24 protein-coding genes and 1 pseudogene are annotated in these 25,372 nt (G+C 40.0%); 10 read left to right on the top strand and 15 right to left on the bottom strand.

The features are described 5' to 3' along the window. Nucleotides 1-60 precede the first annotated feature (60 nt). The 3 genes from RBB45_RS16725 to RBB45_RS16735 all read right to left on the bottom strand — a co-directional run bounded on the left by RBB45_RS16725 (nt 61) and on the right by RBB45_RS16735 (nt 3,416). Nucleotides 61-318, bottom strand: coding sequence for a hypothetical protein (locus RBB45_RS16725; RefSeq protein ID WP_009790976.1), 258 nt, complete (start codon nt 316-318; stop codon nt 61-63). A 220-nt stretch (nt 319-538) separates the two neighbouring features. Then, a complete protein-coding gene (locus tag RBB45_RS16730) occupies nt 539-1,507 on the bottom strand; it encodes a tRNA dihydrouridine synthase (protein WP_101547552.1) in 969 nt (322 codons plus the stop codon). A 214-nt stretch (nt 1,508-1,721) separates the two neighbouring features. Continuing rightward, on the bottom strand, nt 1,722-3,416 hold the full coding sequence (locus tag RBB45_RS16735; RefSeq protein WP_306009984.1) for a M3 family oligoendopeptidase: 1,695 nt from the start codon (nt 3,414-3,416) through the stop codon (nt 1,722-1,724). Between the two features lie 425 nt (nt 3,417-3,841). Between RBB45_RS16735 and RBB45_RS16740 the strand changes: the two genes are divergently transcribed. After that, nucleotides 3,842-4,672 (top strand): protein-glutamine gamma-glutamyltransferase, encoded by an 831-nt coding sequence (locus RBB45_RS16740; protein ID WP_306009985.1) that lies wholly within the window; start codon nt 3,842-3,844, stop codon nt 4,670-4,672. A gap of 189 nt (nt 4,673-4,861) precedes the next feature. Continuing rightward, the gene (locus RBB45_RS16745; RefSeq protein ID WP_148950342.1) at nt 4,862-5,020 is read left to right on the top strand and encodes a YjcZ family sporulation protein; all 159 of its coding nucleotides are present in this window, start codon (nt 4,862-4,864) and stop codon (nt 5,018-5,020) included. A gap of 1,051 nt (nt 5,021-6,071) precedes the next feature. On the opposite strand, the gene RBB45_RS16750 is transcribed toward RBB45_RS16745, so the two are convergent. Beyond that, the gene (locus tag RBB45_RS16750; RefSeq protein ID WP_371931607.1) at nt 6,072-7,052 is read right to left on the bottom strand and encodes an SDR family oxidoreductase; all 981 of its coding nucleotides are present in this window, start codon (nt 7,050-7,052) and stop codon (nt 6,072-6,074) included. Between the two features lie 1,054 nt (nt 7,053-8,106). Between RBB45_RS16750 and RBB45_RS16755 the strand changes: the two genes are divergently transcribed. The 5 genes from RBB45_RS16755 to RBB45_RS16775 are packed head-to-tail and all read left to right on the top strand — an operon-like array spanning nt 8,107 to nt 10,421. Then, nucleotides 8,107-8,352 carry a spore gernimation protein GerQ gene (locus tag RBB45_RS16755; RefSeq protein WP_094767369.1) on the top strand — a complete coding sequence of 82 codons (246 nt, stop codon included), beginning with the start codon at nt 8,107-8,109 and terminating at the stop codon, nt 8,350-8,352. Between the two features lie 16 nt (nt 8,353-8,368). Continuing rightward, nucleotides 8,369-8,737, top strand: coding sequence for a spore coat protein (locus RBB45_RS16760; protein ID WP_094767370.1), 369 nt, complete (start codon nt 8,369-8,371; stop codon nt 8,735-8,737). A gap of 18 nt (nt 8,738-8,755) precedes the next feature. Continuing rightward, nucleotides 8,756-9,892, top strand: a complete 1,137-nt coding sequence (locus tag RBB45_RS16765) for a zinc-dependent alcohol dehydrogenase (protein WP_094767371.1) — start codon at nt 8,756-8,758, stop codon at nt 9,890-9,892. Between the two features lie 16 nt (nt 9,893-9,908). After that, nucleotides 9,909-10,103: a hypothetical protein gene (locus RBB45_RS16770; RefSeq protein ID WP_306009987.1), complete on the top strand. Its 195-nt coding sequence runs from the start codon at nt 9,909-9,911 to the stop codon at nt 10,101-10,103. A gap of 18 nt (nt 10,104-10,121) precedes the next feature. Next, nucleotides 10,122-10,421, top strand: coding sequence for a spore coat protein (locus RBB45_RS16775; RefSeq protein ID WP_094767373.1), 300 nt, complete (start codon nt 10,122-10,124; stop codon nt 10,419-10,421). Between the two features lie 166 nt (nt 10,422-10,587). Here RBB45_RS16775 and RBB45_RS16780 read toward each other — a convergent pair whose 3' ends face one another. Continuing rightward, complete coding sequence (locus RBB45_RS16780; protein ID WP_306009988.1) at nt 10,588-11,460, bottom strand: SDR family oxidoreductase; 873 nt, start codon at nt 11,458-11,460, stop codon at nt 10,588-10,590. Nucleotides 11,461-11,633: 173 nt separating this feature from the next. On the opposite strand from RBB45_RS16780, the gene RBB45_RS16785 reads away from it, so the two are divergent. After that, nucleotides 11,634-12,071 (top strand): Rrf2 family transcriptional regulator, encoded by a 438-nt coding sequence (locus tag RBB45_RS16785; RefSeq protein WP_101547548.1) that lies wholly within the window; start codon nt 11,634-11,636, stop codon nt 12,069-12,071. Nucleotides 12,072-12,291: 220 nt separating this feature from the next. On the opposite strand, the gene RBB45_RS16790 is transcribed toward RBB45_RS16785, so the two are convergent. From RBB45_RS16790 to RBB45_RS16820, 7 genes are all read right to left on the bottom strand, one after another. Continuing rightward, entirely contained in the window at nt 12,292-12,627 is a 336-nt protein-coding gene (locus tag RBB45_RS16790) for an IDEAL domain-containing protein (protein ID WP_094767376.1), read from the bottom strand. Nucleotides 12,628-12,707: 80 nt separating this feature from the next. Continuing rightward, complete coding sequence (locus RBB45_RS16795) at nt 12,708-13,730, bottom strand: LLM class flavin-dependent oxidoreductase (RefSeq protein WP_148950293.1); 1,023 nt, start codon at nt 13,728-13,730, stop codon at nt 12,708-12,710. Between the two features lie 37 nt (nt 13,731-13,767). After that, a complete protein-coding gene (locus RBB45_RS16800; protein ID WP_306009989.1) occupies nt 13,768-14,733 on the bottom strand; it encodes a TIGR03571 family LLM class oxidoreductase in 966 nt (321 codons plus the stop codon). A gap of 11 nt (nt 14,734-14,744) precedes the next feature. Further along, a complete protein-coding gene (locus RBB45_RS16805) occupies nt 14,745-14,996 on the bottom strand; it encodes an ArsR/SmtB family transcription factor (protein WP_249276775.1) in 252 nt (83 codons plus the stop codon). A 419-nt stretch (nt 14,997-15,415) separates the two neighbouring features. Next, on the bottom strand, nt 15,416-16,510 hold the full coding sequence (locus RBB45_RS16810; protein ID WP_306009991.1) for an L-dopachrome tautomerase-related protein: 1,095 nt from the start codon (nt 16,508-16,510) through the stop codon (nt 15,416-15,418). A gap of 186 nt (nt 16,511-16,696) precedes the next feature. After that, nucleotides 16,697-17,623: a peptide ABC transporter permease gene (locus RBB45_RS16815; protein WP_306009992.1), complete on the bottom strand. Its 927-nt coding sequence runs from the start codon at nt 17,621-17,623 to the stop codon at nt 16,697-16,699. Next, on the bottom strand, nt 17,616-18,494 hold the full coding sequence (locus tag RBB45_RS16820; RefSeq protein ID WP_306009993.1) for an ABC transporter permease family protein: 879 nt from the start codon (nt 18,492-18,494) through the stop codon (nt 17,616-17,618). The genes RBB45_RS16815 and RBB45_RS16820 overlap by 8 nt, the downstream gene beginning before the upstream one ends. Nucleotides 18,495-19,077: 583 nt before the next feature. Between RBB45_RS16820 and RBB45_RS16825 the strand changes: the two genes are divergently transcribed. After that, nucleotides 19,078-20,328: an MFS transporter gene (locus RBB45_RS16825; RefSeq protein ID WP_306009994.1), complete on the top strand. Its 1,251-nt coding sequence runs from the start codon at nt 19,078-19,080 to the stop codon at nt 20,326-20,328. A 372-nt stretch (nt 20,329-20,700) separates the two neighbouring features. Here the strand turns inward: RBB45_RS16825 and RBB45_RS16830 are convergent, their stop codons facing one another. Beyond that, nucleotides 20,701-21,135 carry a hypothetical protein gene (locus RBB45_RS16830; protein WP_306009995.1) on the bottom strand — a complete coding sequence of 145 codons (435 nt, stop codon included), beginning with the start codon at nt 21,133-21,135 and terminating at the stop codon, nt 20,701-20,703. A gap of 103 nt (nt 21,136-21,238) precedes the next feature. After that, nucleotides 21,239-21,667, bottom strand: a complete 429-nt coding sequence (locus RBB45_RS16835) for a hypothetical protein (RefSeq protein WP_306009996.1) — start codon at nt 21,665-21,667, stop codon at nt 21,239-21,241. Between the two features lie 510 nt (nt 21,668-22,177). Between RBB45_RS16835 and RBB45_RS16840 the strand changes: the two genes are divergently transcribed. Continuing rightward, entirely contained in the window at nt 22,178-22,801 is a 624-nt protein-coding gene (locus tag RBB45_RS16840; RefSeq protein WP_306009997.1) for a hypothetical protein, read from the top strand. A gap of 478 nt (nt 22,802-23,279) precedes the next feature. Here the strand turns inward: RBB45_RS16840 and RBB45_RS16845 are convergent. Then, nucleotides 23,280-25,298 (bottom strand): annotated as a pseudogene (locus RBB45_RS16845) (Spaf_1101 family AAA-like ATPase); the annotation flags it as partial. Nucleotides 25,299-25,372 lie beyond the last annotated feature (74 nt).

Consider the following 25,372-nt stretch of genomic DNA (forward strand, 5'->3'; position numbering starts at 1 on the left):
CTTTTGTCATAGTCGACAAAACGGGAAGCGGCAGACACCATGTCATGAGGTTCTATATAGCTATTCTTCTAATAGCTTATCCATGAATTCATATGCTTCTTCACATTCAATTGAATCGCCATCATATTTCCCAACTCTTGTGCCTCTGGAAAAATACCCTGATTTTCCGTTCCGGCTGGGACATTCATCAAGTGTCTCTAACATTCTGTTCCTATATTCCTCTTCAGTTTCCTGTTCCCAGAAGAAATAATAGTATATTTTTGTACCTAGCCCGATTAAAGCCAGGAAAACCAGCATCAAGACGAGATTTTTTTGCATCCTTCAAACCCTTCTCTGCGCATTTCTAGAGATGTCATTTCTTTTTCATCCGTCGAAAATTTTCCTCTGGATTCATCTCAGTAAATTTCACGTGATGACTCCTGAGCTCCACCGGAAAAAAACAAGACCTCAACATCAGTTGAAGTCTCAGCCTGTTTAGGTGCTGCTGATGAAATGAACCTGTACTCCCCAGTCACTTTGTTTCATATGCTTAAATCTTTTATTCTATCGTCCCCTCAAACCCATCAAGCAGCGTTCGCACATCTTCCGTAGTATCTGTGTTCATCAATTGATTCCTTAATTCACCCGCACCCCGGAACCCTTTCACATAAATCTTGAAAAAGCGGTGAAGAGCCCTGAACGGACGTGCTTCCAGTTCTTTCGAATATTTATCATGAAGATCCAGGTGCAATCTCAAGAGATCAAGCAGTTCCTTAGGAGTATGATCTTTCGGCTCTTTTTCAAAGGCAAATGGATTTTTAAAAATACCGCGCCCAATCATCACACCATCCACACCATATTGATCAACCAGCTGCTGGCCGGCTTGACGGTCAAGAATATCCCCGTTGATGGTCAAAAGAGTATCCGGAGCCACACGGTCACGAAGCTTCTTGATTTCCGGGATCAGCTCCCAGTGTGCATCTACTTCACTCATTTCCTTGCGAGTTCGAAGATGGATCGAAAGATTAGCGATATCCTGTTCCAGTATGTGTGTGAGCCAGTCCTGCCACTCGTCCACCTCTGTGTAGCCAAGCCTTGTCTTCACACTGACAGGCAAGCCGCCCGCTTTTGCTGCCTGCACAATCTCTGCAGCCACATCAGGACGGAGAATCAGGCCGCTGCCCTTTCCTCTCTGGGCTACATTAGGGACCGGACATCCCATGTTGATATCAATGCCGCGGAAACCCTGCTCCGCCACACCAATACTCGTCTGCCGGAAAAACTCTGGCTTGTCTCCCCAAATATGAGCAACCATCGGCTGCTCATCTTCGGTAAAAGTCAACCGCCCGCGCACGCTCTGGTTTCCCTCCGGATGGCAATAGCTTTCTGTATTCGTAAACTCGGTAAAAAACACATCAGGCCGAGCGGCTTCGCTCACGACATGGCGGAACACAACATCCGTCACATCTTCCATTGGTGCAAGTATAAAAAATGGCCGTGGCAATTCACGCCAGAAATTGTTGGTCATGTTGACATTCAAATCCTTTCATTATGGGATATTCTATCATACTTTCATCCCAGAACTTAGGCAAAAGTTTTTGCTCCATATACACTTATAGCATGATTGGGCAAGGTATATCAAACTAAAGTAAATTTTGAATATTTCCAACTAGGCTAAGTTGAAGCAAAAAAGGAGATTGGCCCCTTATATTGGCCAATCCCCAACCAAAAATTAATACTTATTATAGCGCCTCATCATCAACCGTATCCAAATAAGCCTCAATCTCACCAATCACCGACTTCACACACCCATCTTCAAACGGAGAAATCAAGTTCGCCTCTTTGACAAGTCCTGTGAATGACTGGCTTCCGCCCTGCTTGCATAAGTGCAGGTAATCCTTCCAGGCTTCTTCGATATTTTCCTGCGTACGCTTCCAGAATTGCAGTGCACAGATTTGTGCCAGTGTGTAATCAATATAATAGAAAGGAACTTTGTAAATATGTCCCTGCTGCTGCCAGAAGCCGCCATTTTCCAAGAAGTCATTTCCTTCATAGTCGCGATGCGGCAGGTACTTCTTCTCGATTTCTCTCCAAGCCTGCTTGCGCTGGGCTGGAGTTGCCTCCGGGTTGCTATACACAAAATGCTGGAATTCATCGACTGCTACACCATAAGGAATAAACAGAACCGCTTCGCTTAAATGAGAGAACTTGTATTTATCCGTATCTTCCCCGAAGAAGAGGTCCATCCATGGCCAGGCAAAGAATTCCATGCTCATGGAGTGGATTTCACATGCCTCCAGCGTAGGGAACCCGTACTCTGGCACTTCAAATCCCCGGCTTTCAAATACCTGGAAAGCATGCCCCACTTCATGCTTTAATACACGAACATCGCCTTTGGTTCCGTTAAAGTTCGTGAAAATATATGGTGACTTATGCTGGCTGATATAGGTGCAGTATCCGCCGCCAGCTTTACCAGCTTTGCTTAACAGGTCCATCAGGTTGTTTTCCACCATATAAGTGTAAAACTCGTTCGTTTCCGGGGACATTTCCTCGTACATTTTCTTCGCCTGATCGACAATCCACTCCGCATCTCCCTTAGGATCAGGATTTCCTGTCTTAAAGCTGAAGCTGTCATCGTAATACCTGAATGTATCGACGCCGATACGTTCCTGCTGCCTTTGTTTGAGTTTGGTGGCTAATGGAACGATATACTCTTTCACCTGGTCACGGAACTTTGCCACCATTTCAGCATCATAATCAGTACGGGAAAGCCTGGCATAAGCTAACTCTGTAAAAGAAGAGAATCCCAGCTTCTTGGCAATACGGGTACGCACTTTTACAAGCTTGTCGTATAAATCATCCAACTGATCCGCATGCTCAATGAAGAAGCTGTACTTCGCTTCATTGGATTCCTTCCTCACGCTCCGGTCAGGTGACTGGTGGTAAGGAACTAACTGGGCAAGATTTTTCACTTCCCCATCAAACGGAATCTTAGCCGAAGCAAGCAGATCCACATACTCACTAACCAGCCTGTTTTCTTCCTGCATCTCCTTCAGCACATCAGGAGAAAACGTCTTTAACTGACTGTCCGCCAATAGGAATAACTGTTTCCCCCACTTATCCTCCAGCTGAGAGCGGAATTTTGAAGCTGTAAGGGCCTCATAAAAATTTGTGATTAGACCCTTGTAGGCTGGTCCCACTTCATTGAAAAAATCCTTTTCTTTCTTATAAAACTCATCTGTTGTATCAATCGTCTGACGGATCTGCACAATCTGCCTCATGCTGTCAAACTCAGAACGCAGCTCATTGATTTCTTTCATTACGGCGTCCTGGACTTCAAAGGACTCCGCAGATTGGAACTTCTCTAATAATTGATTAAAATTTCTTTCTGCCTCTTCCATATTAGGTCTTGTGTATGGGTAGTCATTAAAATTCATCAAAGATCCTCCTTATGTAGTAAAAATATCATACGTACATATTTCGGCAGAATGAGACAAATTCCTTTTAAATCCGAAAAAAACTTTCGCTTTTCGAAATATAATTTCGCTGCTGTTGTTCCAAACCATCAAGAATGGCTAAGGAAGCGGGATTTAAGCCATCTTCAAAAGAAATGCGCACTTTTGCCATTATTATTTTTTGCCTCTTCTAACCTTCACCGAGCAGAAGTTCTCCAGTATAGACATAATCAGCTGTACCTTCTTAATTCTTCTCAGACTCCTTAATCTGAACATCATTTACCTTAGCGGATTTGTTTGTTGAGCCAAGGGACCTGACCCCTTGGCTCTTTTTAACATGATTCATAAATAAGAGAATACGATAGATATGAGCACAAAGAAAAGCGAAATAGGAATTGGGGGATTGTATGATCCAGATATCAGGGGTACCTTTTCAAATTCAAGAAAATGGCCAGCTTGGAAGTGTTGAGAAGACGATCCTGCAGCAGATGCAGTCTGCACCAGGTTTGTATTCTTTTAATTCCGAGTATGAATTATTTTTTGAGCTTACAGTGCGGAAGAACATCATTCAAAGCGCGAAAGAAATGGACAAAAGTCAGGCTGTGTTTGCAAGCTTTGAATATGCCCGCTGCAATCCCAGGTACTGGCAATTAACAAGAGCAGGCGGATTTCTTTTAAGGCCTGATGTGCGGCCGGCTGATGCAATTATAGATATTTTTCGAGAGGGTTCATTCTATGCATTTGAATGCGCGACAGCTATTCCAATCATCTATTACCACGCCATATTGAATAGTATCGGCAGCAAAGGGTTTAATTCACTGTTTCAGAATCTGTATCTTTACAGCTGGCATACAGATACAGACCTGGGCATCATCACCTTTTACTCTGATCAATTTATACCTGGAGACGTCCTGTACGTAAATAATCCTGACTTTGATCGAAAAACACCGCATTTCAGGGGTGTTAATGCTGTGCTCCTTGAGGATGGCAGGCTGTTTGGACACGGATTTAATATTAGAACATCAGAAGAAATGATTCGGCTCCTTAATGAGACGAGAAAACCGGACAGTCAGCAATCAGCATATATAACAAAATTGGTGACCAGGCCTTCTTTCAAATATTTATTAAGAGCGGCAGGCTGGCAGAGGAACAGCGCAGCGTACAAACCACAGCGTCCAATCGTGCATCATAACAAAAGCTCCATTTCATATGTACACTATCTTTATTATTCAATCTAATAGCCGGTCAGATCAAATCACCCGGACATTCGCCCATTTTTTTATAGACGGGCTCCAAACTCACCTTCGAGAGTACTATATAGAGAAATTCATTACTCGAGGGAGGTATGATAAATGTATTCAAATCTAAACGCCCCGCCTGCTCTTAGTGCAAATGTTCCTCCAAACGTTGCTCCAAATGCCGCTCCAATGCCTGCCTATACATCCCCAGCATATGATTATGGAGCTCCATATCCTGCATATAGCTACAGCTGCCCTAGTCACCGGAACGATTTTTTCTTAATTGTAGTTCTGTTTATTTTACTTATCATTGTGGGGGCAAGCTTTTACTGCGATAAAAAATGCTAACTTCAGTGCTTATTGCAAAGAATAAGTGAAAATAATGATCAACCTAGGGACTTGGGGAACTCCTCAAGCCTTATTTTTATATAAGAAAAACATTAAACTCATATTCTATTAGGCGTTCATCGTTCTTACTATCAAAATAACAAAATAAATCGCCATTGCCTGCGTCTGAAAGATTATCAAATGGATATAAATATCTCTATAATCTTTAAAATTTCTATAAAATAGACTGTCCTTAGTAATTTGGTAAGCTAGCCAAACCAAAGGACAATTCCAGTTGTCAAACAAACCATTTGTTTCATTAAATAAGGCAGTTAATTCTTCTGGTAATTCAACATTTAATTCTTATTGAATTTGAGCAATCTCAAATTTCGATCCGTCTTTTTACTATTCTGCCGGTAATATGGGGCTGTTAATTTCCGTTCCAGGCACTTCGCTTTCCGCGGGGCGACGCTGAGCCTCCTCCCGCTGCGCGCTGCGGGGTCTCAGCATTGCCGCTGCTTTCCCACAGGAGTCTACGTGCCTTGCACTTCAATTAACAGGATTTTTTTAACTTTGTGTGAGTTTAACATGAGTTATGTTGATGTGGGGTCAGGCACCTATTTTTTGTTTTCTTCCTGCATTTCCTACAGGACATCAGGAGAAAAACGTCTTTAATTGACTGTCCGCCAATAAGAAAATCTGTTTCCCCACTTATCCTTCAACTGAGAGCAAAATTTAGAAGCTGTAAGGGCCTCATAAAAGTTTGTGATTAGACCCTTGTAGGCTGGCCTCACTTCATTGAAAAATCCCCTTTCTTTCTAATAAAACTCATCCGTTGTATCAATCGTCTGGCGGATTTGAACAATCTGCCTCATGCTGTCAAACTCAAAACGCAGCTCCTTGATTTCTTTCATTACGGCGTCTTGGACTTCAAAGGACTCAGCAGATTGAAACATCTTGTATTTTAAAAAATGGCACTACGTATGGAACTTTAGCCAATAAAAAAACCGATTCCCCCACAATAATTGGAAATCGGCTGCGCTTTACTAGATTTCGGAAATTTAGCTTTCTTTTATGAATGAGTAGATTCTCCGCCGTCCACATGCAGCACTTGGCCGGTGACAAAGCGTGAATCATCGGATGCCAAATATACATATGTTGGAGCTAATTCAAATGGATGGGCCACACGCTGCATAGGATTAAAGGCTCCGTATACCGCCACTTGGTCTGACGAAAAGCTCGCAGCGATAAGCGGCGTCCAGATCCGTCCGGGCGCTACTGCATTAACGCGGATTCCCTTTTTCACTACGTTTTTGGCCAGTGCCCGGGTAAATCCTACGTTGGCGCCTTTTGTAGCAGTATAATCAATCATTTGTTTTTCGCCAACATAAGTCACAACAGATGAAGTTTGGATGATCGAGCTTCCCGGTTTCATATATGGAAGCGCTGCTCTTGTTGTATAGAAGTGAGAATAGATATTTACCTTAAATGTGTCATCGAATTGCTGGTCCGTAATGTCAGTCAAGCTCTTCTGCTGGAACTGGATCCCCACATGGTTACAGAGTATATCCAGGCGGCCGAATGTCCTTACCGTTTGCTCTACAATGGCGACACATTGCCGTTTATCCCGCAAGTCGCCAGGCATTAATAAACAGCGCTGGCCAAGTTGTTCAACCCTCATTCTGGTGCGGTTTGCATCCTCATGTTCATTTAAATAAGCAATGGCTACGTCAGCACCTTCCTTGGCAAACGCAATCGCTACCGCAGCCCCAATACCGCTGTCACCCCCAGTAATGAGCGCAACCTTCCCCTTTAATTTTCCGCTTCCCTTATAATTGGGATTTTCAATGATCGGCCGGGGCACCATTAACCCTTCCACACCAGGATGGAAAAGCTGGCGTTGTTCAGGTAAATTTAATGGTATTTCCTCATATTGAATGATTTTTCCATAATTAGGATACATCGGGTATGGGTGTTCCACTTTATTGGCATCAAATGCTTGCTGCAGCTGCTGGATCTCCTGCAGCTTCTTTTGCTCCTTCAGGCCCATCATGTTACTCTGCTGATATTTCCCCATCATATCTCCGTATTGATATTGCCCTATCCCATTACCAGCATGCTGGCCCATTTGCGGCATAACATATTGGGGCATTTGATTGGTTTGCTGCATTGGAGGCATTGGGTACTGTGGCATCTGATTGGTTTGCTGCATCTGATACATTTGAGGTTGATACATTTGAGGTTGATACATTTGCGATTGATTCATTTCCGGCATTTGATCCATCATATCCATTTGATCCGTGAATTCGATGTCTTGCATCTGATCCACTTGCGGCATTTCGCGATTCTGATTTTCTTGACTCATAGGAAACCTCCTGGTTTTAAAACTTTATGTTTAACCTATGTTGGGCGTCTGAACGAAGTGCCTGTTTTCCAATAAAGTAAAATCCTCTTTCTATCGGCTCAGGTGTTTGTTCATGACCGTTTTAAGAAAGTGGTACATGCTCCATATCCAATTAGTATGAATAAGGTAAAAAGTAAGAAAAAATGTTAAGGAGGCAGCCATTTGAATTTCGAGTTTAGTCCTGAAGTAAAATTATTGCTGGTCAATCATTCAGATCAAAAAGTAAGGATGGATTATATTAACCATTCCTGGCCAATGCCGGAAATAGGTTGGAGACCGCCTTATTATACTAATCCCTGGTATGGTTTTAACTACTCTATTATCTAATATTCAAATTTGGGCGTCATAACGTTTCATTAAAAGAAAATGCCTGTATCTTCAATTAGATTCATGGATACAGGCTTTTTTTAATAGCTATTTTTTCTTTTCTATTTACTGAAAACAGACTTTTTACTTCACTACATAAAATTGAAGAAAAATACAATATATTCATCATTGGGAATATTCAAATAAAGATACTGAATTCATCATTATCCCCCTCGCTTTTTTGCTTATTCTAATAAATACTGTGCATTTCATTTCTCCTTAAATCTTCTTTTTTCCTCCTGCACTTTTAACTAAAAAATTCCCTAAAAAAATCGGGATAATTTGCTGTAAATTTTGAAACTATATCTTTGTACAAGTCAATAAGGAGGCAACCAGAATGGACGTTCAAAAATTAGCCGATCATGAGTCATTGGATCTGCATGAAGTTATTAACTTTAAAACCCTTTGCTTAGCGAAATCAAAGCTAATGCAAGGTCTGGTATTTGATCAGGATTTGAGGGAATTAATGAAAAAAGATGTTGAACAATCTATCCAATCGCTTGGAGAATTACAGGCGATTTATCAGCGTGCACCTTTTGAGGCTCCTGTTCCCCAAAACCGGCCCACACCAATAGTAAATTGAAAAGGAGGCAACTTCATTGAATAATGACTATTTAGACCCTATAAACTCATTACATGTACCTGAGCTGGCTGATACCACATTTGCCATGGACTTCCTCCTTCGTGCTAAAGAAGGGGTGCGTAATATTGCTGTCGCATTAACAGAGTCGGCATCACCTGATGTTAGAACCCTCTTACGAAACCAATTAATGCAAGGTATTACCATGCACCAGGAAATTACAGACCTGATGGTTAGCAAAAAATGGTTCCACCCACACGAACTAAGTGAACAGTATAAACTAGATCAGCTCTCTGCCAACAATACACTGATGATTGGCAAAATGAATCTGTTCCCTGTTGAAACCAATAGAAAAGGTATGTTTGACCGGACACCTGATGAACAATAACACTGGAGGCTGTATAACATGAAGGCAGTAACATATCAGGGCATTAAAAATGTTGTAGTCAAAGAAGTTCCAGATCCAAAGATCGAAAAACCAGATGATATGATAATTAAAGTAACGAGTACAGCAATATGCGGATCTGATTTACATTTGATTCATGGAATGATTCCAAACATGCAGGAAGACTATATTATCGGTCATGAACCAATGGGAATTGTTGAAGAGGTTGGACCAAATGTGACGAAAGTAAAAAAAGGGGATCGTGTTATCATTCCTTTTAACATTGCCTGCGGGGAATGTATGTATTGTAAAAACCATTTGGAAAGCCAATGTGACAATTCTAATGATAATGGCGATATGGGTGCGTATTTCGGATATTCTGGTACAACTGGCGGCTATCCAGGCGGACAAGCAGAGTATTTAAGAGTGCCGTTTGCCAACTTTACTCATTTCAAAATTCCTGAGACTTGTGAAGAACCAGATGAAAAGTTATCCGTTATTGCCGATGCGATGACTACTGGTTTTTGGAGCGTCGACAATGCAGGCGTAAAAAGTGGAGATACAGTTATTGTATTAGGATGCGGTCCGGTTGGTCTTTTTGCTCAAAAATTCTGCTGGTTAAAAGGTGCAAAGCGTGTCATTGCGGTAGATTATGTCGACTATCGTCTGCAGCATGCCAAACGTACCAACAAAGTTGAAATTGTTAATTTTGAACAATTTGAAAATGCGGGAATGCATTTGAAAGAAATGACAAAGGGCGGCGCTGATGTTGTCATTGATGCAGTTGGTATGGACGGTAAAATGACTGATATGGAATTCCTTGCGAGTGGAATGAAGCTTCAAGGGGGAGCATTAAGTGCGTTTATCATGGCTTCACAAGCAGTGCGTAAAGGCGGGACCATTCAAGTTACGGGCGTTTACGGCGGCAGATATAATGGTTTCCCTTTTGGAGATATTATGCAGCGAAATATCAATATCCGCTCCGGACAGGCTCCTGTCATCCACTATATGCCATACATGTTTGAATTGGTCTCGACTGGCAAGATTGACCCAAGCGATGTAGTAAGTCATGTCCTTCCTCTCAGCGAAGCAAAACATGGATATGAGATATTTGACACAAAAATGGATGAATGTATTAAAGTAGTGCTGAAACCTTAAGGGAGGAGGAATAAAAATGAACTACGCCTTGCATGAAGTTCTTGAGGTTCATGAGATGGCTGCATTTAAGACCAATTGCCTAACAAAGTCCAAAACGATGAAAGCGTTGGTTACAGACCCTCAATTAAAAAATATTATGCTGCAGGACATTGATGTATCTACGAGACAATTACAAGAATATGCTTCTATCCTTTCGAATGCTAAGCAGTAAATTAGGAGGTGGATGAAAATGAATCCAATCATTGAAAATTTAACTGGCATGAATGCATTATCAGATCAAGTGGTTGCAATGGATCTGCTCATTTCAGCTAAAAGCGGAGTGAGAAATTATGCCATGGCAGTTACGGAGTCAGGAACACCGGAAATTAAAGAAATACTCACCCGCCATTTAGTGGAAGCTCTTGATATGCATGAACAAATATCCACTTATATGGCAGCAAAAGGATGGTATCATGCTTATGATACAAACGAACAGATCAGTTTGGATTTAACTAATATTGATACTGCATTGAACTTACCGACATTATAAAAAATTCAGGGAACAGTTTAACACTTTTGACAGGCCAAGTATTTTTGAAAACATTGCCTGGTGACATCATAAGGGTATACAAAGAAGAAGCCTTCCCACTTTAAAATATTCATGAACATAAAAACCGGCCATTTCTATTAAGAATGGCCGGTTTAATTTTGTTTGTTTATCTTGTCTGGGAGATTTCATTAACTATTTCAGTTAATGCCTCTTTGACAGGTGTGGCAGGACGTCCCAGAACCTTTTCGAAATCGTTGCTTTCAACTTCCAGAGAGCCGCTGCGAATGCTTTCCTGAATGCCTACCAGGAGCGGGATGATGAATTCAGGGAGACCTGCATCTTTCATGATAGCCGCATAGGCAGTGTCATCCACCTGCTGCACATTGACATCTTTCCCAAGGACATTCCCCAGTTCGGATACAAGTTCTTCCTGGGTCAATAATTTCCCTGACAGTTCGTAGATTGTGTTTTCGTGACCACTACCAGAGAGGACTGCAGCAGCAGCTTCTGCATAATCCTGCTGCGTTGCCCAGCCTACTCTGCCATTACCTGCTGATGTAACCCATGGTGCCCCAGCCAAAACAGCCTGGATGGTTGGAATTTCATTCTCGAGGTACCAGTTATTGCGGAGAAATGAATAAGGGATCCCTGTTTTCTTGATGGCTGCTTCAGTGGCAACATGAGGCGGAGCCATTAGATTGGTGCTTTCAGAAGCTTTGGCTATACTTGTATAAGCTATAAATTTAACACCGGCGCGCTCCGCAGCAGCGACCGCGTTTCCATGCTGGCGGATTCTTGTTTCATTGTCCCCATCAGCAGAAATGATTAACAAGCGGTCAATCCCGGCAAAAGCTGTATCCAATGTTTCCGGGCTGTCAAAATCACCCTTACGGACGTCTACTCCGCGAGCTTCTAATCCTGCAGCTTTTTCAGGATTACGGACACTGACAGCCACTTGCTCAGCTGGAACAGTTTTTAATAAAGAATCCACAATTTTTGTTCCAAGTTTTCCTGTGGCGCCTGTCACTAATAATTTCATAATAAAGTCCTCCTAGTTTCACTTTACGGTTGTAACCAATTTAATTACCTGTAATCATTATAATTACAAGAGAGTGTCAAGTCAACATAAACGGTTTGCCCTTTGTTATTCTTCATGATTTTAAGGTATAATAAACCTGTAATCGAATTAATTACAAACGGAAGGGATGCTTTATGTCCATCAGCAGTAGATTTTCTGTAGGAATTCATATATTGTCGTTGATTGAGTTTAATAAGGACGGGATTAGCTCTTCCGATTTTCTGGCCTCTAGCGTTAACACGAACCCTGCTGTAATCAGGAAACTTATGGGGATGTTAAAGAAAGCAGGATTGGTAGAGGTGCACCCAGGAATCGCAGGAGCCAAGCTTGCCAGGGAAATGTCGGAAATTACACTCCTTGACGTATACAAGGCTGTTAATGTTGTACAAGATAATGAGTTGTTTGGAATGCATGAAAATCCTAATCCCGACTGTCCGGTGGGAAGGCACATCCAAAACACAATTGAGCCGATATTTTCAGCTGCACAGTTAGCAATGGAGAAAGTATTGGGTAACGTGCTGCTCGAGGATGTTGTTAAGGATATTGGTGAAAAATCAAATATCGACTGTTAATATAAAGGCATTCATATAGAATGTCTTTTAATTTTTTCCCAAGTTTGGCCGAAAGTAAGTGAACGAAAAAGCACTTTGTCCATTTGGTCCTGCAGCTGAATCACTCCTCACTAAGTTAAGGGAGAATGGCAGATAGGAGAAAAAAAGTGCCTGCCGCTTCCCAGCCTTGCAAGGAACTTACAGACACTCATCCTGCCGAATCGACATTTCTTCTTTTGCGTTATCTAATGGAATCAACAAGCTGCCTCATGGAGTTTATCTGAGAAGAAAGTTCTATAAACCATTCCTCGTCTCCTGTAGAAAGCGCCAAATCAATCAGAAAACGAATTTGCTCTTTGTTTGATACTTTCGTTTCCGGCAATTTCTTCACATCTTTGCTCTGCATTAGAATAGTTTTCCCAACAGCCATATCATTATCAGATGTAACGGCTGTTACTTTCAGAGCCCCACCCTGGGCAGCAAGAGATTCTATATAACCCATTAGCAGCTCCCCATCGATTGACTTTCCCTTTACCCAATCCCCTGCTTTTAAAATGGGATCTTTATGTGCAGTCATTCTTTATTCACCTCTCTAAATTTTTCGGCTAAACCGCGAGTAACTATAACTTTTAGGCTTGATTGCTGATGTCCTCCTTTTTACCTTTCGCTATGTGTGATTTCTGCCAGAAGCTCGTATGATCGCAGGCGGGCTTTGTGATCGTACACTTGGGCAATGGTCATGATTTCATCTGCCTGGCTCTCTTCCAAAAATGTATGCAGCTTTTCCTTTACCGTCTGCCTGCTGCCGACAATCGATGAGCCTAATTGCTGCTCGAGTGCCTTTAACTGGTAGCTGCCGGCCACTTCGGATATGTCATCTACCGGTGGTTGAAGCGGTATAAGACTGCCGCTCATCAGATTCAAAAATTGCTGCTGTATGGTGGTAAAAAGGCGCTTTGCCTCTTTATCGGTTTCTGCTGTAATGATATTCAATGCCACTATCGCATACGGCTTATCGAGAACATTCGAAGGCTTAAACGCTTTGCGATAGATCTGCAGTGCACCCAGAGTGTTAAGCGGCGAAAAATGGGCGGCAAACGCGAATGGCAAACCCAGTTCTCCGGCCAGCTGCGCACTGAAGCCGCTTGAACCCAGCAGCCAGATTGGAATATTCAAACCTTCACCCGGAATAGCTTTTATAGGGTTCCCTTGTGCCAGGGATGGATCAAAGTAACCTCGGAGTTCCGCTAATTGCTCAGGAAAGTCATCTCCTGTGCTTCTCAAGTCGCGTCTCAATGCGCGAGCGGTCCCCTGATCTGTACCAGGTGCCCGTCCCAGACCAAGGTCAATTCGCCCCGGGTATAATGATTCAAGAGTGCCAAACTGCTCAGCAATTACCAGCGGGGCATGATTCGGAAGCATGATTCCACCTGAACCAATCCTGATTTTTGATGTACCGGCTGCCACATGGGACATCACAACAGAAGTGGCGGAGCTGGCTATAAACGGCATATTATGGTGTTCTGCCAGCCAAAAACGGTTGTAGCCAAGTTTCTCAGCAAGCTGTGCGAGTTCCAATGTATGGCGGAAAGAGTCAGCAGGAGTACTTCCGGCTGTTATCGGCGAAAGATCAAGCACAGAGAATGGAATTTCGTTTAGTTTATTTGCATGTTTAGACATAAGTTCATCTTCTTTCCTTATCAAATATTTTTAAAAACTAATCTATTACTGGAATTTCATGAGTCGGAAAGTAAGGCAGCACAAACTCTCCAAGCTCCTGGATGACTTCCTCGGGAGGGCGCCTTGAAAAATACAATACAAAAGCCAGGTGATTGACACCAATGGATTGAAATTGATACAGAATTTCCAATAAGTGCTTGCGCCCTGCACGAAATCCTAACGGAATCGGAACAGGAGATAAATCGGGATTTTCCGATAAATCGATAAATAAAGTCTGGGTGAAAGGCTTAAACACTCCAGGGGCGTGAATTTCCGACAACTCGCGATAATCTTTAATCAATTGAGTTTGCTGTGGCATGTTCCTCGAGTATTGGATCCAGCCGTCCCCATTCTGTGCGATCCATTCAATCGATTGATTTGTAAATCCTGTCACCATGGTCGGAATCGCTGAAAAAGGTTTGGGAAACATTCTCATATCGGTTCCATCGATCATGCCTGAATCACTGCTGATGGTCGGATTCTCCTCCTTTAACAGCCGTTCAAGGAATGCATAATTCTTTTTAAACAGATTTCCACTTTCGAGCTTGGAGATTCCTAGGGCTGTGAAATCTTTATCCCTGTCTCCTGAGGCCACTCCCATGATCAGGCGTTCGGGAAACAGCCGGTCAATAGATGAGGCTTCCTTTGCCACCCGGACAGGATGGCGCAGCGGGAGGACCACACTCGCCGTCCCAAGTGCAATATTCCTGGTATGGGCCGCAAGATAGGTCAAATAAATCCATATATCATACATTTGCCCATTATCATCAATATTCAAATTCTGAATCGTAACGTCCCGAAGCCACAATGCCGCGAAACCATGGTTTTCAATTTTGCGGGCAAGCGGCAGCTGATTTTCCATAATCGGATATTTCGACATCCTTGCCGTCGGAATCGTGAAACCAAGCGTCATTTTATCCTGCTGGTACAATCTGTTAAATGCTCGATGCTGTAATAAACTCACTTCAATTCTCCTTAAATTTTTGTACCAATGTATTTTTCGAACTTTTTAATTGTCTCCTCATTACGGCGATAATATGTCCATTGTCCAATTCGCTTCATTTCAACCAGTCCGCTTTGCAGCAGAATCGATAAATACTGTGAAGTTGTGGATTGCGAAATCCCGGCCTTACTTCTGATATCCCCTACGCAAACCCCGCCTTTAAATCCTTCATCAGCAATAATATGGGCTTGCAGTGAAAAATGACTCTCGGGATCTTTTAACATTTGAAGAATGCTCACCCTCGTCTGGTTTGACAATGCCTTAAAAATTTCAACGGCTTGTTCATCATTTAAGCGTTCCAATTCCTGCTTCAATGTCATTTGCCTCTTTCTATATTGATTATCACTATCTCAATGGAAGCTGGATAGAGATCTGAAAGCGTCACGCCAAATCGGCAATTCGCGATATTCATATATTACCTATCTGTTCTGCGCAAAGCAAAAGATTTGTTTCGAAGGAGCTACGGAAAAAATCTCCTATCTTAAAATAAGACAACAAAAAAACCTGCAAATAACAGGTTTTTCCGACGGTTTCGCCACTCCATCTTAGTTGATACAGGTCTAAAATATGGTTCCTGTATTCCTAATAATGCTGAATAGCATCTAAATGACCTGCTGCCTGTGAAAGAAGTAGACCCTCATGGTTAAAAGGCTGGAGCAGATAATTCCTCAATATACATCCGAAGTAAACTATAAGGTTTTTCCCGTAAATCTCTTCCATAATGAAATCTGGCCTGCCGATGCAATTGGTTTACAATGACATATAAGTATCCATCAGGGCCAATTGAAAAAGTATCCGGCCATAATATTCTTGGATCATGTGCGATGGTTTCTATTGCTCCATTCGGAAATATCTTACGGATACTGTTATTTTCATAGTCCCCGGCATAAACGATTCCTTTTGCATCGGTAATCATTCCATCAGATGCCCCTTTTTCACCCAAATATTCCACATGATAAGGTAAATCCGTGTCCGGCAGCGTTCTGTCCCTGAGGGCTTCTGTTGAGATCGAGAACAAATGACGGCTGCTTAGAGGAGCAAAATATACTATCTTTCCATCGGGAGAAATCGCAAGACTATCAGACGCCAATCTAAATGGTGAAGTTGAACCGTCTTTGTTTCGGTTCATTAAGATTTGGCCTTCTACTTTCGGTATAAAATAGGGATCAGGCGAAGTTGAATGGGCTCCATTTAACCGTCTAAATGCGTTTCCATTTGCTAAATCTACGACGATAATAGCTCCTGGCCCTCTTGATGAAGAATCCGTTATATAGGCATAACCTGCTTTTCCAACACGAAAATCAAATCGTACATCATTCAGATAAGTCGTTGGCAGGACAACATCATCTGTAAAGGTATATACCCTTCTAATCGTATTGGTTTTTAAATCAACAGCCACTAATTTTGCCCCGCCTTTAATGGGTACAGAAAAATTAGGTGCTCCTGTATCCAGTACCCAAAGTGTGCCCAAACCATCCGCAACTACACTTTGGACACTGATGAAAGTCATTGTGACATTCCCGGGGTTAACCAAATTGGTTTGTAAATTAGGATAAGGCTGCAATTGATCCCCAACAATTTCAGCCACCGTAAATTCAACATCGTCTCCCCATTTCGGAAAGCAAACGAAAATACGGCCATTTTCTGAAACCGTAACACCTGTAGGCATAGGCCCATAAAATGCATACACCAATTCTAAATTACCGAAATATTTTTCACTGGGTAATATAGGTTTCATAATATCCTCCTCAGACCTCAAACGGGATATAACCTATATATGATGTAATTCTTTTCTAGTGCATGTTTCTTGGTAAGTATCTATATGTAAGGCGGTTTAATTGATTGTTAAAAAATTTCCAGTTTCGGGGCAAAAAGAATTCAATGAGCAGGAAGCAAGAGTATTTCGGAAAGCCCCGGACATACGCTATATTATAGGCGCCTTCCTATGCTTAACCCTTTCCTTCTGAACAAACCCCTGGAGAATTAAGTAAAATGAAAACAGCAGCAAGAGGTATGCAGCTAGCGGAAAAAGGATGACCCAGGGAGAATAATAGAAAGCCGATCTAAATTGGCCAATGAGCCCGGCCCATTCCTTTGTCATAGAGATATAGATAACTGGATCTATCCGGACAAATGTCCCGCCGAGAAATATACTGAATATGCCCAGTTGCCCAATTAAATAAAGGACCAGTATTACTTCATTCACAAAGATAATCATGAGCTGGCCTTTCAGTGCAGGTAGAATATGAGTTTTAGCAATGTGCCACCGGCTCCCGCCTATCGTTTGAGATGCTAAAACATAAAGATTGGTTTTTAATTCTGCTGTTTTGGCAAATACGACATTGTACACTCCATTAATTCCAAGAATCACTATAAGGGTCCCAGTGAGAAGGATTAAGGAGTTTTCGCCCAATACTGGAACAAAATTCAAGCGGATGAGAACAAAATAGACAAAAATAAAGACAGGAAATCCGCTTAAAAGATTGGGAATCTTTTTCCTTTCTTTCCTGCCAGTAAACGACCTGCTGCTGACAGCAAAATAAAGCCCAAACGCACCACCTATTATGGAACGCAAAAAAGCACAGATTAATACAGTGAAAAAAGTATACTTGGCTCCATATAAAAGGAGGGATAAAATGTCATAGCCCCATTGATCTGTGCCAAACAGGTGATTTTCGGATGGAGGATATGGAGGTGCTATTAATTTATTTCCTGATTCTGTTTTTACGTACTGAACATCGGAAAGCTCGTCTACTCCATAGGGGGTCATATAAGGACCTATTAATGAAAGGATGAAGAAGAAGATAAGCAGCAGTATGCCTGCTTTTAATTTCAGATTCCATTTACCCACGCAATAACACCTTCTCTATTCCGAAAATAATGAACTTCATCGTAAATAGCACAGCGATATAAAGGATAAAAAAAGAAAGCAGGGAAATGACTACAAGGTTATACTGGTAGCCAAAGTTCACCGGATATTCGAATAGGATTTCAGTTAACCCCCTTGTATTATAAAGATGCTCGATAATAAAAAGATTGGCTGTCGTTATCCCCACAATCTTATAGATATCAGCCTTTAAAAAAGGAAGTACGTTGCTGGTCACATGGTAGAGATAAATCTGTCTTTTCGTAAGTCCCTTGGAAACAGCTGTTAGTATGTAATCTTCAGAAGCCACCTCAAAAGTGCGGTCGTTTAAGGAACGGACTAAATACAAAAGGGGCAGGATCGTTAACGTCAAAACGGGCAGTAAAATGGCCGGTTCCTCGAGCGATAACGAAGCAACCTTTGCAACGCGCATACCAGTTTGTTTATAAATATAGGTAACAGAAAGCTGAAGCATTAAAACTAAAATGAAATCCGGTATAAACCCCACAAATCCTAATATTGAGTTTACCCACTTTTCACTTTTCTTCCATAGCCATATACCAAAAATAAAGGAAAATACAATAACAATAGCTAATGAGACTGAGACATAGACATATGAGACAATAAAAAAGCTCAATAGGTCAAAAAGCAAAAATCTCCTTCTGTCCCCCTGCATGTAATAGTAGGACTCACCTGTAAATAGACCTTTTATGAAAGCAAGTACCTCGCCTGGAATATTTGAAGGAAGAAAAATGACCTTCCCATCCAAGTTATATAGATATAATGGCAGTGCAGCAACCAGCAACAGAACAAGGAATCCTGCAATTTGTGTTAGTATGCTTCTAATATAATACATGGATTATCCTTCCTTTAGCTTGCTTAATTTTGCAGGTGAGTTAACGGCGGTCAGTGCCGATTAATTTCTTATTAGTATGAAAGATAAGACCGTTTGAGGGTACCCTGATAATCTTCTTTCTTTTCAACTGAGATTTATAAAAATTTACAAGGGTGGCGGTATCATGGGGCTGTTCATTTCCGTTCCAGGCACTTCGCTTTCCGCGGGCGACGCTAAGCCTCCTCCCGCTGCGCGCTGCGGGGTCTCAGCATTGCCGCTGCTTTCCCGCTGGAGTCTGCGTGCCTTGCACTCCAATAAACAGGGTTTTTTATACTTTGTGTGAGTTTAAATTCGGTTATGTAAATCACTTGTTGATTAAGATTATAACGCTTCATACGGGAGGAATGAACTACTTAATCATTTTCCCAATACCAAAAATAGTAAATTTAAAGTAAGATTGGTTAGCAGGAAAAAAAATCCACGATAATAATGGAGAATTTCAACTAGGCTGGTGATTGTATTTGGGAGAACAATATAAGTTCAATGTATTATCCAACTCAATGTTGGAGCTTAATGGAGTATATGAAACAAGGTGTAAAGACGTATGAATAAGAGAGTAAGCATAATAGTAATTGCTTTAGGGACTCAGTCCTTGCAATCGAGCATTGTTTTCTTAACACTGGCTTGGTATTTCACTAATATAACGAATTCTCCTTTGGTATTCGGATCACTCATGGCTTTCCGTTACATACCGGGCATATTATTAACTACTTTAAGCGGAATTGCCATTGATCGTATGAAGAAGATACCTTTAGGACTGTGGTCAAGCATCTGGCACCTTTTTTCTCTTTTGCTTTTGCTGGTGGTGGGATGGTTAAAAATTGATCCATCCGGGGCTAATTATTGGATATATGCAGGAGTCGTCATATTCATAGGGATCTCATCCGCTGTTCTCACTCCCCTAGAAAGAACTCTGGTACCGATATTATGCAATCCTGGAGAATTAAAGTCCGTTAATAGTGTGATAACTGTTGTCACACAAGTGTCCAATTTATTGGGAACCAGCGCGGCCGGGATACTTCTGCTGACAGGCGGTTTTTCCCTATCCATGATTGTGGCTGTTATCCTGTCATTTTTTTCTGTCCTTTGCTATATCGTTCTGTTAGTTAAAGTAAAGATTCCTCACACTTCTAATCAAAATAAGAGTGTGATGACTGCCTTTAAGACAACTGTCAGAGATCTGAAAGAGCAAAAATGGATTTTCATTGCTATTTCTTCAGCTGTATTTACCAATATGTCATTCGTTATGATCATGGATGTTCTTTTGCCAATTCTATTTTCTTATTTGAAAATTAATGGCTCAGCTGCTCTAGGAATGTGCTTCACTGCCATTGGCGCTGGCACCTTAATAGGGGCAGCTTTAACCTACAAATTCAAACAGATAAATTTTAATACCTCTATATTTTTATACATAGGATCAGCACTAGCGGCCATTATGGGCGGCTATTTCTTAGATTCAATCGTATTCAGTTTAATAGCTTTTGGCTTATTCGGATTGCTCGCTGCACCAATAACGATTATTTTCCAAACAACTCTGCAGGAAGCGATACCGGTTAACATTTTAGGAAGCGCAATGGGGGTATTATCTTCAGGAGCCACTATAGCGCAGCCAATTGGTGTTTTATTGGGAGGAGTTCTTTTATTAAAGCTTGATGGAGCTACTGTACTTACATTAACATGCGCATTTTCCATTATTGCGGTTTTAATCGGATGGTGGAGGTTAAGATTGCAGCAGATTCAATCGCAAAATAGTTTTGAGCATGACATACAGAAAGTGAACTCGCCTTCAGCGTAGGCGGGTTTATTTATTTTTAGATTGCATTCAGTAAAGGACAAATCAATTAAGAGCAACAGTGTATTTGTCAATGTGTAATGATGCAGGGTAACGTATTTCGCTCTGTTCCTTCACTGCTAGTCCATAAATGCTGTCAGCTGCTCAGTCGAATATAGCCGCTTACAGATCCCGTTCAATTCCTGTCAACTCCATTGTATCTGGTAAAAGTCTTTGCCTCTCATAATCCATGAAGCGGTCAGCAACAGCAGCGATTTTTGCTCTCAGGACTTCTTAAGAGATGCTGTTGTTGTTGTTTTTATTCTTTCTATTCTTTCTTTATTTCTTTTCTCTATTGTGTATTCAGGTTCGATTCACGAGTCCTTCATGACCGATTCACTTTCGGGCGAAAAAAAAATTCTGGTCTGTTTTAGGCTGTACCTCGGCAGCACTTGCCTCTTCCATTTCAGCCAGCTTTCGACCATTTTTATACTTCCCCACCCCAAAAACCGTAAACAAAAAACCATGCGGAAACAGCTCCGCCGTTTTCAGACCGAGCTTTTTCAGCCGCTTTATTGAACGCTGAATCTGCGAATGACTATTATAATCCCTCTTCTTCACGTAAAAAAACCATATGCCCTCCCGCAGTAAATGAATAGAATTGACACACTGCCCCGTAATCAGCATAATCTTCCCACACGGCACCCCCTCCTTCAACTTCGCATCACTCTTCAGCAGCAAATATAACCACAAGCCCTCCACATGATGTAAAACAACACTCCACCGAACCAGACTTTTAAACTGAGTCCACCCTTTGATCTGCATATGCATTCCTAATCACTCCTATATGTTTGTTCATCTCTTATATATGGATTTGAAGAGGAAATGGACATGGTGTGAGAAAAAATTTTCTTGCTCCACAGAGGCAGGTCACCTAGCTAATCTCTATTTTAGGTTCATACTCACTTAAAATCTCGTAAATAATTTCTGACGTAGCAAACATATGATGCTGAATATGCGGGTACTCCTTACTTCCTGGACCAGGTAAGGTATCATACCACTGCAAAAAGTCGGAGTTCTCCACCGCTTTATACAATGACCAAGGAGATGTGCGGGAACCTAATCCCCTTTCTCTTGCATCTGCAGTAAGATGAGAAATATCCCCTCTTATAAAATCATCAGTAAAGCGGCTTGCCCAAACAACACTTCCATTAATATTTTTATCGTATATAAACTTTATTTTAGTTCCTTTGATGTCCTCAAAGATTAATGTAAGATTATTAGATAAAATTATTTCGACGTACTCCATTTCACCCATTATCTTATTATGAGGTCTCCATACTTCAAGTTTCATTTCTTTCAAGTTTATCACTCCAAATATCTAATTTTATCTTTGCCACGCCGTCGCGGTCTCCAACCATTTCTTGCCCGGACAAATTTGTCCCTTCTACTAAGCTCTGATGCAGGAATGGTGCCTGATCCCACACACTTAAAGCTTTAATAAATGTGGGGTCAGGTACCTATTTTTTTAATGGGTGGGTGGGGTATCAAATAACTGATTCCCTTTCATTTGCAGTAAATCCGTCAATTTTAGGACAACTAGCACCGTCAATTTCCTGATAAAGTAGAACGTCATTAACACTTTAAACTATAAAGAACAGGGGATATAAACGGCAAGAAAAATAAGTGGGAGTTATCCATATTAATACAGTTATTAATCACTATCGGGTTAATACTTTTAAATTAATCCCCGTAGATAGGTGGTATTCTCTACCCAGAACTGACCATTTAGTAAGATAAAATTCCTTACCAGTTTTATCATTCTTTGGTAAGATTTATATAGTTATAATAAAAAATTTTAAGGGTGATAAATTTGGGGAAATATAATTTAGATAGTGGAGAAGTAAAATATATTCCAATATCCGAACCAATTAAAGTGACTTTTCATGGAGCTAATATTGAATTATGGGAAATCGCACTTGTAAATTTGAGTTTACATAGAATGATAAACAAAGTAGCTATTGACCTTATTGAAAAAGAATATGGCATAGAGTTTTTTTCAGAGAGAATAAATCCTGAATATGCTAACAAACATATTCTCACACACAAAATACCGAGGGTAATAAAAACAAAAGTTGAAAGGGTAGATAATGGATCGTTAATTCAATATATTCAATTGTTAGTAATAGATTTGAATGATTTTGCAACAAACCAACCCTTTAATGCTAGTGTTTTGGCATCACTTACAGCCACATTTATTTCTTCGCTTGGTAATGTCGTTTACAAAAGATATAAAGGTTCTAAAATTACTCCGAGTAAAAAATTAGAAAAAGAGACAATTATTGATGTTGGACCTAATATAAGGACTTTAGGAAATGATTTAGCAAAAACAGGCGAACCATTTACAATAGACGTTGAGAAACGTAATGATTCTGAATATAGAGTTACTATTGAATATGGAAAGAAAGAAGGACCAGAAGGGAAAAAAGAAGACTAATAATATTAGTATAGGTGAAGTTTTATTAATTCAGGTAATAAAGTAATCAATATCTTAATGTTGCTTTTTTTATTTAATAAGATACGGTTCCTCGATTTACATGGAATTTTTCAGCAATGGAAAGGAAAGTGAAGCCCTCATTACGTAGTTCAATCATTGTAGTAAAAGTTCATTGTTAACTTTCCAAGAAGGTACTTGACCCCATACACTTTAAAGCTTTAATAAACGTGGGGTCAGGCACCTATTTTTTAAATATCTAATTAAAGAATGGTTCCTGACCCCAAACACTTTACAGAAAGGGGGGGCAAATATTTTTTTGAATATAAAAGAAAACCTTCCTTCTTAGTAATAGTTGTTTCTTGATCGATTCAACTAATTAAACAAATTGTAGGAGGGTTTTCTTTTTTTATGTCTTTTTACAATTTTCAGGAGTTTGTTCAGCGGCCTATGACCGTCCCCCTGGCTCTAATTAATTTGGTTATTGCATGTTGAGCACGTTACTGTATGTTTTTGTCTTGTGGTTAAATGACTGTTCGCCCCCCTCTAAAATGGTAAGGATGTGCCGAATAATCACTCGATCACCTGGATATCCCTTTTTCACCAACCACCCATTTGTGTTATTTGATTCTAATATTATTACTTGTTCAGCATCAGCATTAGTTACAATAGTAGAGCTATGAGTAGAAATGATTACCTGTCTAGCGTTCTTTATCTTTTTTAAACTTTCTACTAAATTCTTATAAATATATTGATTGTCTAGATTATCCTCAGGTTGATCTATTACAAGTGGAGTACTATCTTGAGACATTTCACCAAAATTAAACAGGAAAGTAAGTATTGCTACTACTTTTTGTCCAAGCGACAATGTTTCAATCTCCATCATTTGAACGCTGTTTGATTGAACCGATTCTTTTGAATTGATATTAAATTGTAATGTGTAATCATCTTGTAAGTTCAAAAATCTGGATAAACTCACAATCATTTTATCTATATCTCTGAATACTCTTGCCTCAATACTGTTATAAACTTTCCTTAGATTATTACTACTGATTTCTTCATATCCTCCCATACTTCTGGTTGAAACGAAACTACTTATCTTTAAAACCTCTTCAAGCGCATTATGTTTTTTGTTTAGCAGTAAATCAATGAACTGTAAATAATTCATTTTTTTCACTATTGTATAAAGATATTTTTCAATATCGTCCCATCTTAAATAAGTATTAGCCACATGTGATTTACCACTTATATCCAGAATATTTAAATATTCAGCTGGATCCAAACTTGTTGTAGAACTAGTAACTTGAATCAATTTTGTGTTTATTTTATTAAACTCTTCAATAACAGTGTAAACTTGTTTGTTTCTTTCAGCTAAATCTTTAATGATATTATTAATCTCAAGTCTTAATATCTTTCTAAAATTATTTTTGTTAGATTGTTCTAGTCTAGATATATATTTATTTATTGAATTAAACTTACTACCATTTAATATTATTTCCCTTATAAAATCACTTACTTTACCAGAATTAATTTGTTCTATTATATTATTAATAGAAAAACTCTTTTTATACACTTCACTCAGTAAGTTATCTGTGTAATCCTGATTGAGCTTCGCAAACTTGATTTCTTCCTTACCCAAATTTGTTACTTTATACAAATCGACCCAATGCGGTGCTAAACTAATACCTTTTTCTGTTTCAACACCTTCTTTAAATGCCTTTTCTAAGAAAAATGACTCAGTGTAACCAGTCATACCAATTTGGGGAATAAATTGTAAAATATAATCGTCGCCTTTGTAATAAAATAAAACATAGATAATTTTATTCCTAGAAATGAATTTAAGTTTATTCCTATCTTTAACTTCTAAGGTGAATACTGTCTCTAAAATATTTAAAACGGTACTTTTACCAACACCACGGCCACCAATTATACAATTTAAATCTCTAGAGAAATCCACTATAAATGGTGCACTTGGATCATCCTTACCACTTAGAAATCCACCTTCTTCCCCAGGCACTATATAAAGACCTTTTATAAATCTATCGTTATAAATTGGTTTATCTCTATATACACATACCTTGTGATCAATAAAAGCTTTTTTTAAAGAGTTATAATTAATAGAATTAAATTTTATCCATGAGTTCCGAGTGCCAACTTGGCTTAGCTCATGTGAGTCACCTTCATTAATAAAACAAAACTTATTTGCTGCATTTGAACAAAAGGCTTCAATCCTTTGTATTGTTTTTGTATTGCTATCAGAATTAGTTAAACCAATAACAAATAACATGTCAGAACCAAATAATGACCTTTTATATAGGTCCGTACCTAATAATTGATTTGAGTTAATATGAGCAATGTAAGCTATACCATTGGTGTCGCTTACTCTTTTAATCATATCTAAACAGGAAATATATGTACCATCTTCTTCAGAATGAATATATTTATCAACAAACTGTTGGACTATTAAATAATTATCCTCATTAAATATCGCAACTAAGTGTAACTGCTAGACTAAAGTGAACAGTTTTTGCTCGACAAAAATGAACACTTTTTCACCCATAATAACCTCCGTTA

This window comes from Bacillus sp. MMSF_3328 (genome assembly GCF_030733525.1).
Lineage (GTDB): Bacteria > Bacillota > Bacilli > Bacillales > Cytobacillaceae > Bacillus_AB > Bacillus_AB infantis.

Excerpts from the sequence above, each read along its gene's own strand:
- RBB45_RS16725 (WP_009790976.1), bottom strand. The coding sequence starts at position 318 with ATGCAAAAAAATCTCGTCTTGATGCTGGTTTTCCTGGCTTTAATCGGG.
- RBB45_RS16730 (WP_101547552.1), bottom strand. The coding sequence starts at position 1,507 with ATGACCAACAATTTCTGGCGTGAATTGCCACGGCCATTTTTTATACTT.
- RBB45_RS16735 (WP_306009984.1), bottom strand. The coding sequence starts at position 3,416 with ATGAATTTTAATGACTACCCATACACAAGACCTAATATGGAAGAGGCA.
- RBB45_RS16740 (WP_306009985.1), top strand. The coding sequence starts at position 3,842 with ATGATCCAGATATCAGGGGTACCTTTTCAAATTCAAGAAAATGGCCAG.
- RBB45_RS16745 (WP_148950342.1), top strand. The coding sequence starts at position 4,862 with ATGCCTGCCTATACATCCCCAGCATATGATTATGGAGCTCCATATCCT.
- RBB45_RS16750 (WP_371931607.1), bottom strand. The coding sequence starts at position 7,052 with ATGATGGGCCTGAAGGAGCAAAAGAAGCTGCAGGAGATCCAGCAGCTG.
- RBB45_RS16755 (WP_094767369.1), top strand. The coding sequence starts at position 8,107 with ATGGACGTTCAAAAATTAGCCGATCATGAGTCATTGGATCTGCATGAA.
- RBB45_RS16765 (WP_094767371.1), top strand. The coding sequence starts at position 8,756 with ATGAAGGCAGTAACATATCAGGGCATTAAAAATGTTGTAGTCAAAGAA.
- RBB45_RS16770 (WP_306009987.1), top strand. The coding sequence starts at position 9,909 with ATGAACTACGCCTTGCATGAAGTTCTTGAGGTTCATGAGATGGCTGCA.
- RBB45_RS16775 (WP_094767373.1), top strand. The coding sequence starts at position 10,122 with ATGAATCCAATCATTGAAAATTTAACTGGCATGAATGCATTATCAGAT.
- RBB45_RS16780 (WP_306009988.1), bottom strand. The coding sequence starts at position 11,460 with ATGAAATTATTAGTGACAGGCGCCACAGGAAAACTTGGAACAAAAATT.
- RBB45_RS16785 (WP_101547548.1), top strand. The coding sequence starts at position 11,634 with ATGTCCATCAGCAGTAGATTTTCTGTAGGAATTCATATATTGTCGTTG.
- RBB45_RS16790 (WP_094767376.1), bottom strand. The coding sequence starts at position 12,627 with ATGACTGCACATAAAGATCCCATTTTAAAAGCAGGGGATTGGGTAAAG.
- RBB45_RS16795 (WP_148950293.1), bottom strand. The coding sequence starts at position 13,730 with ATGTCTAAACATGCAAATAAACTAAACGAAATTCCATTCTCTGTGCTT.
- RBB45_RS16805 (WP_249276775.1), bottom strand. The coding sequence starts at position 14,996 with ATGTTAAAAGATCCCGAGAGTCATTTTTCACTGCAAGCCCATATTATT.
- RBB45_RS16810 (WP_306009991.1), bottom strand. The coding sequence starts at position 16,510 with ATGAAACCTATATTACCCAGTGAAAAATATTTCGGTAATTTAGAATTG.
- RBB45_RS16820 (WP_306009993.1), bottom strand. The coding sequence starts at position 18,494 with ATGTATTATATTAGAAGCATACTAACACAAATTGCAGGATTCCTTGTT.
- RBB45_RS16825 (WP_306009994.1), top strand. The coding sequence starts at position 19,078 with ATGAATAAGAGAGTAAGCATAATAGTAATTGCTTTAGGGACTCAGTCC.
- RBB45_RS16830 (WP_306009995.1), bottom strand. The coding sequence starts at position 21,135 with ATGCATATGCAGATCAAAGGGTGGACTCAGTTTAAAAGTCTGGTTCGG.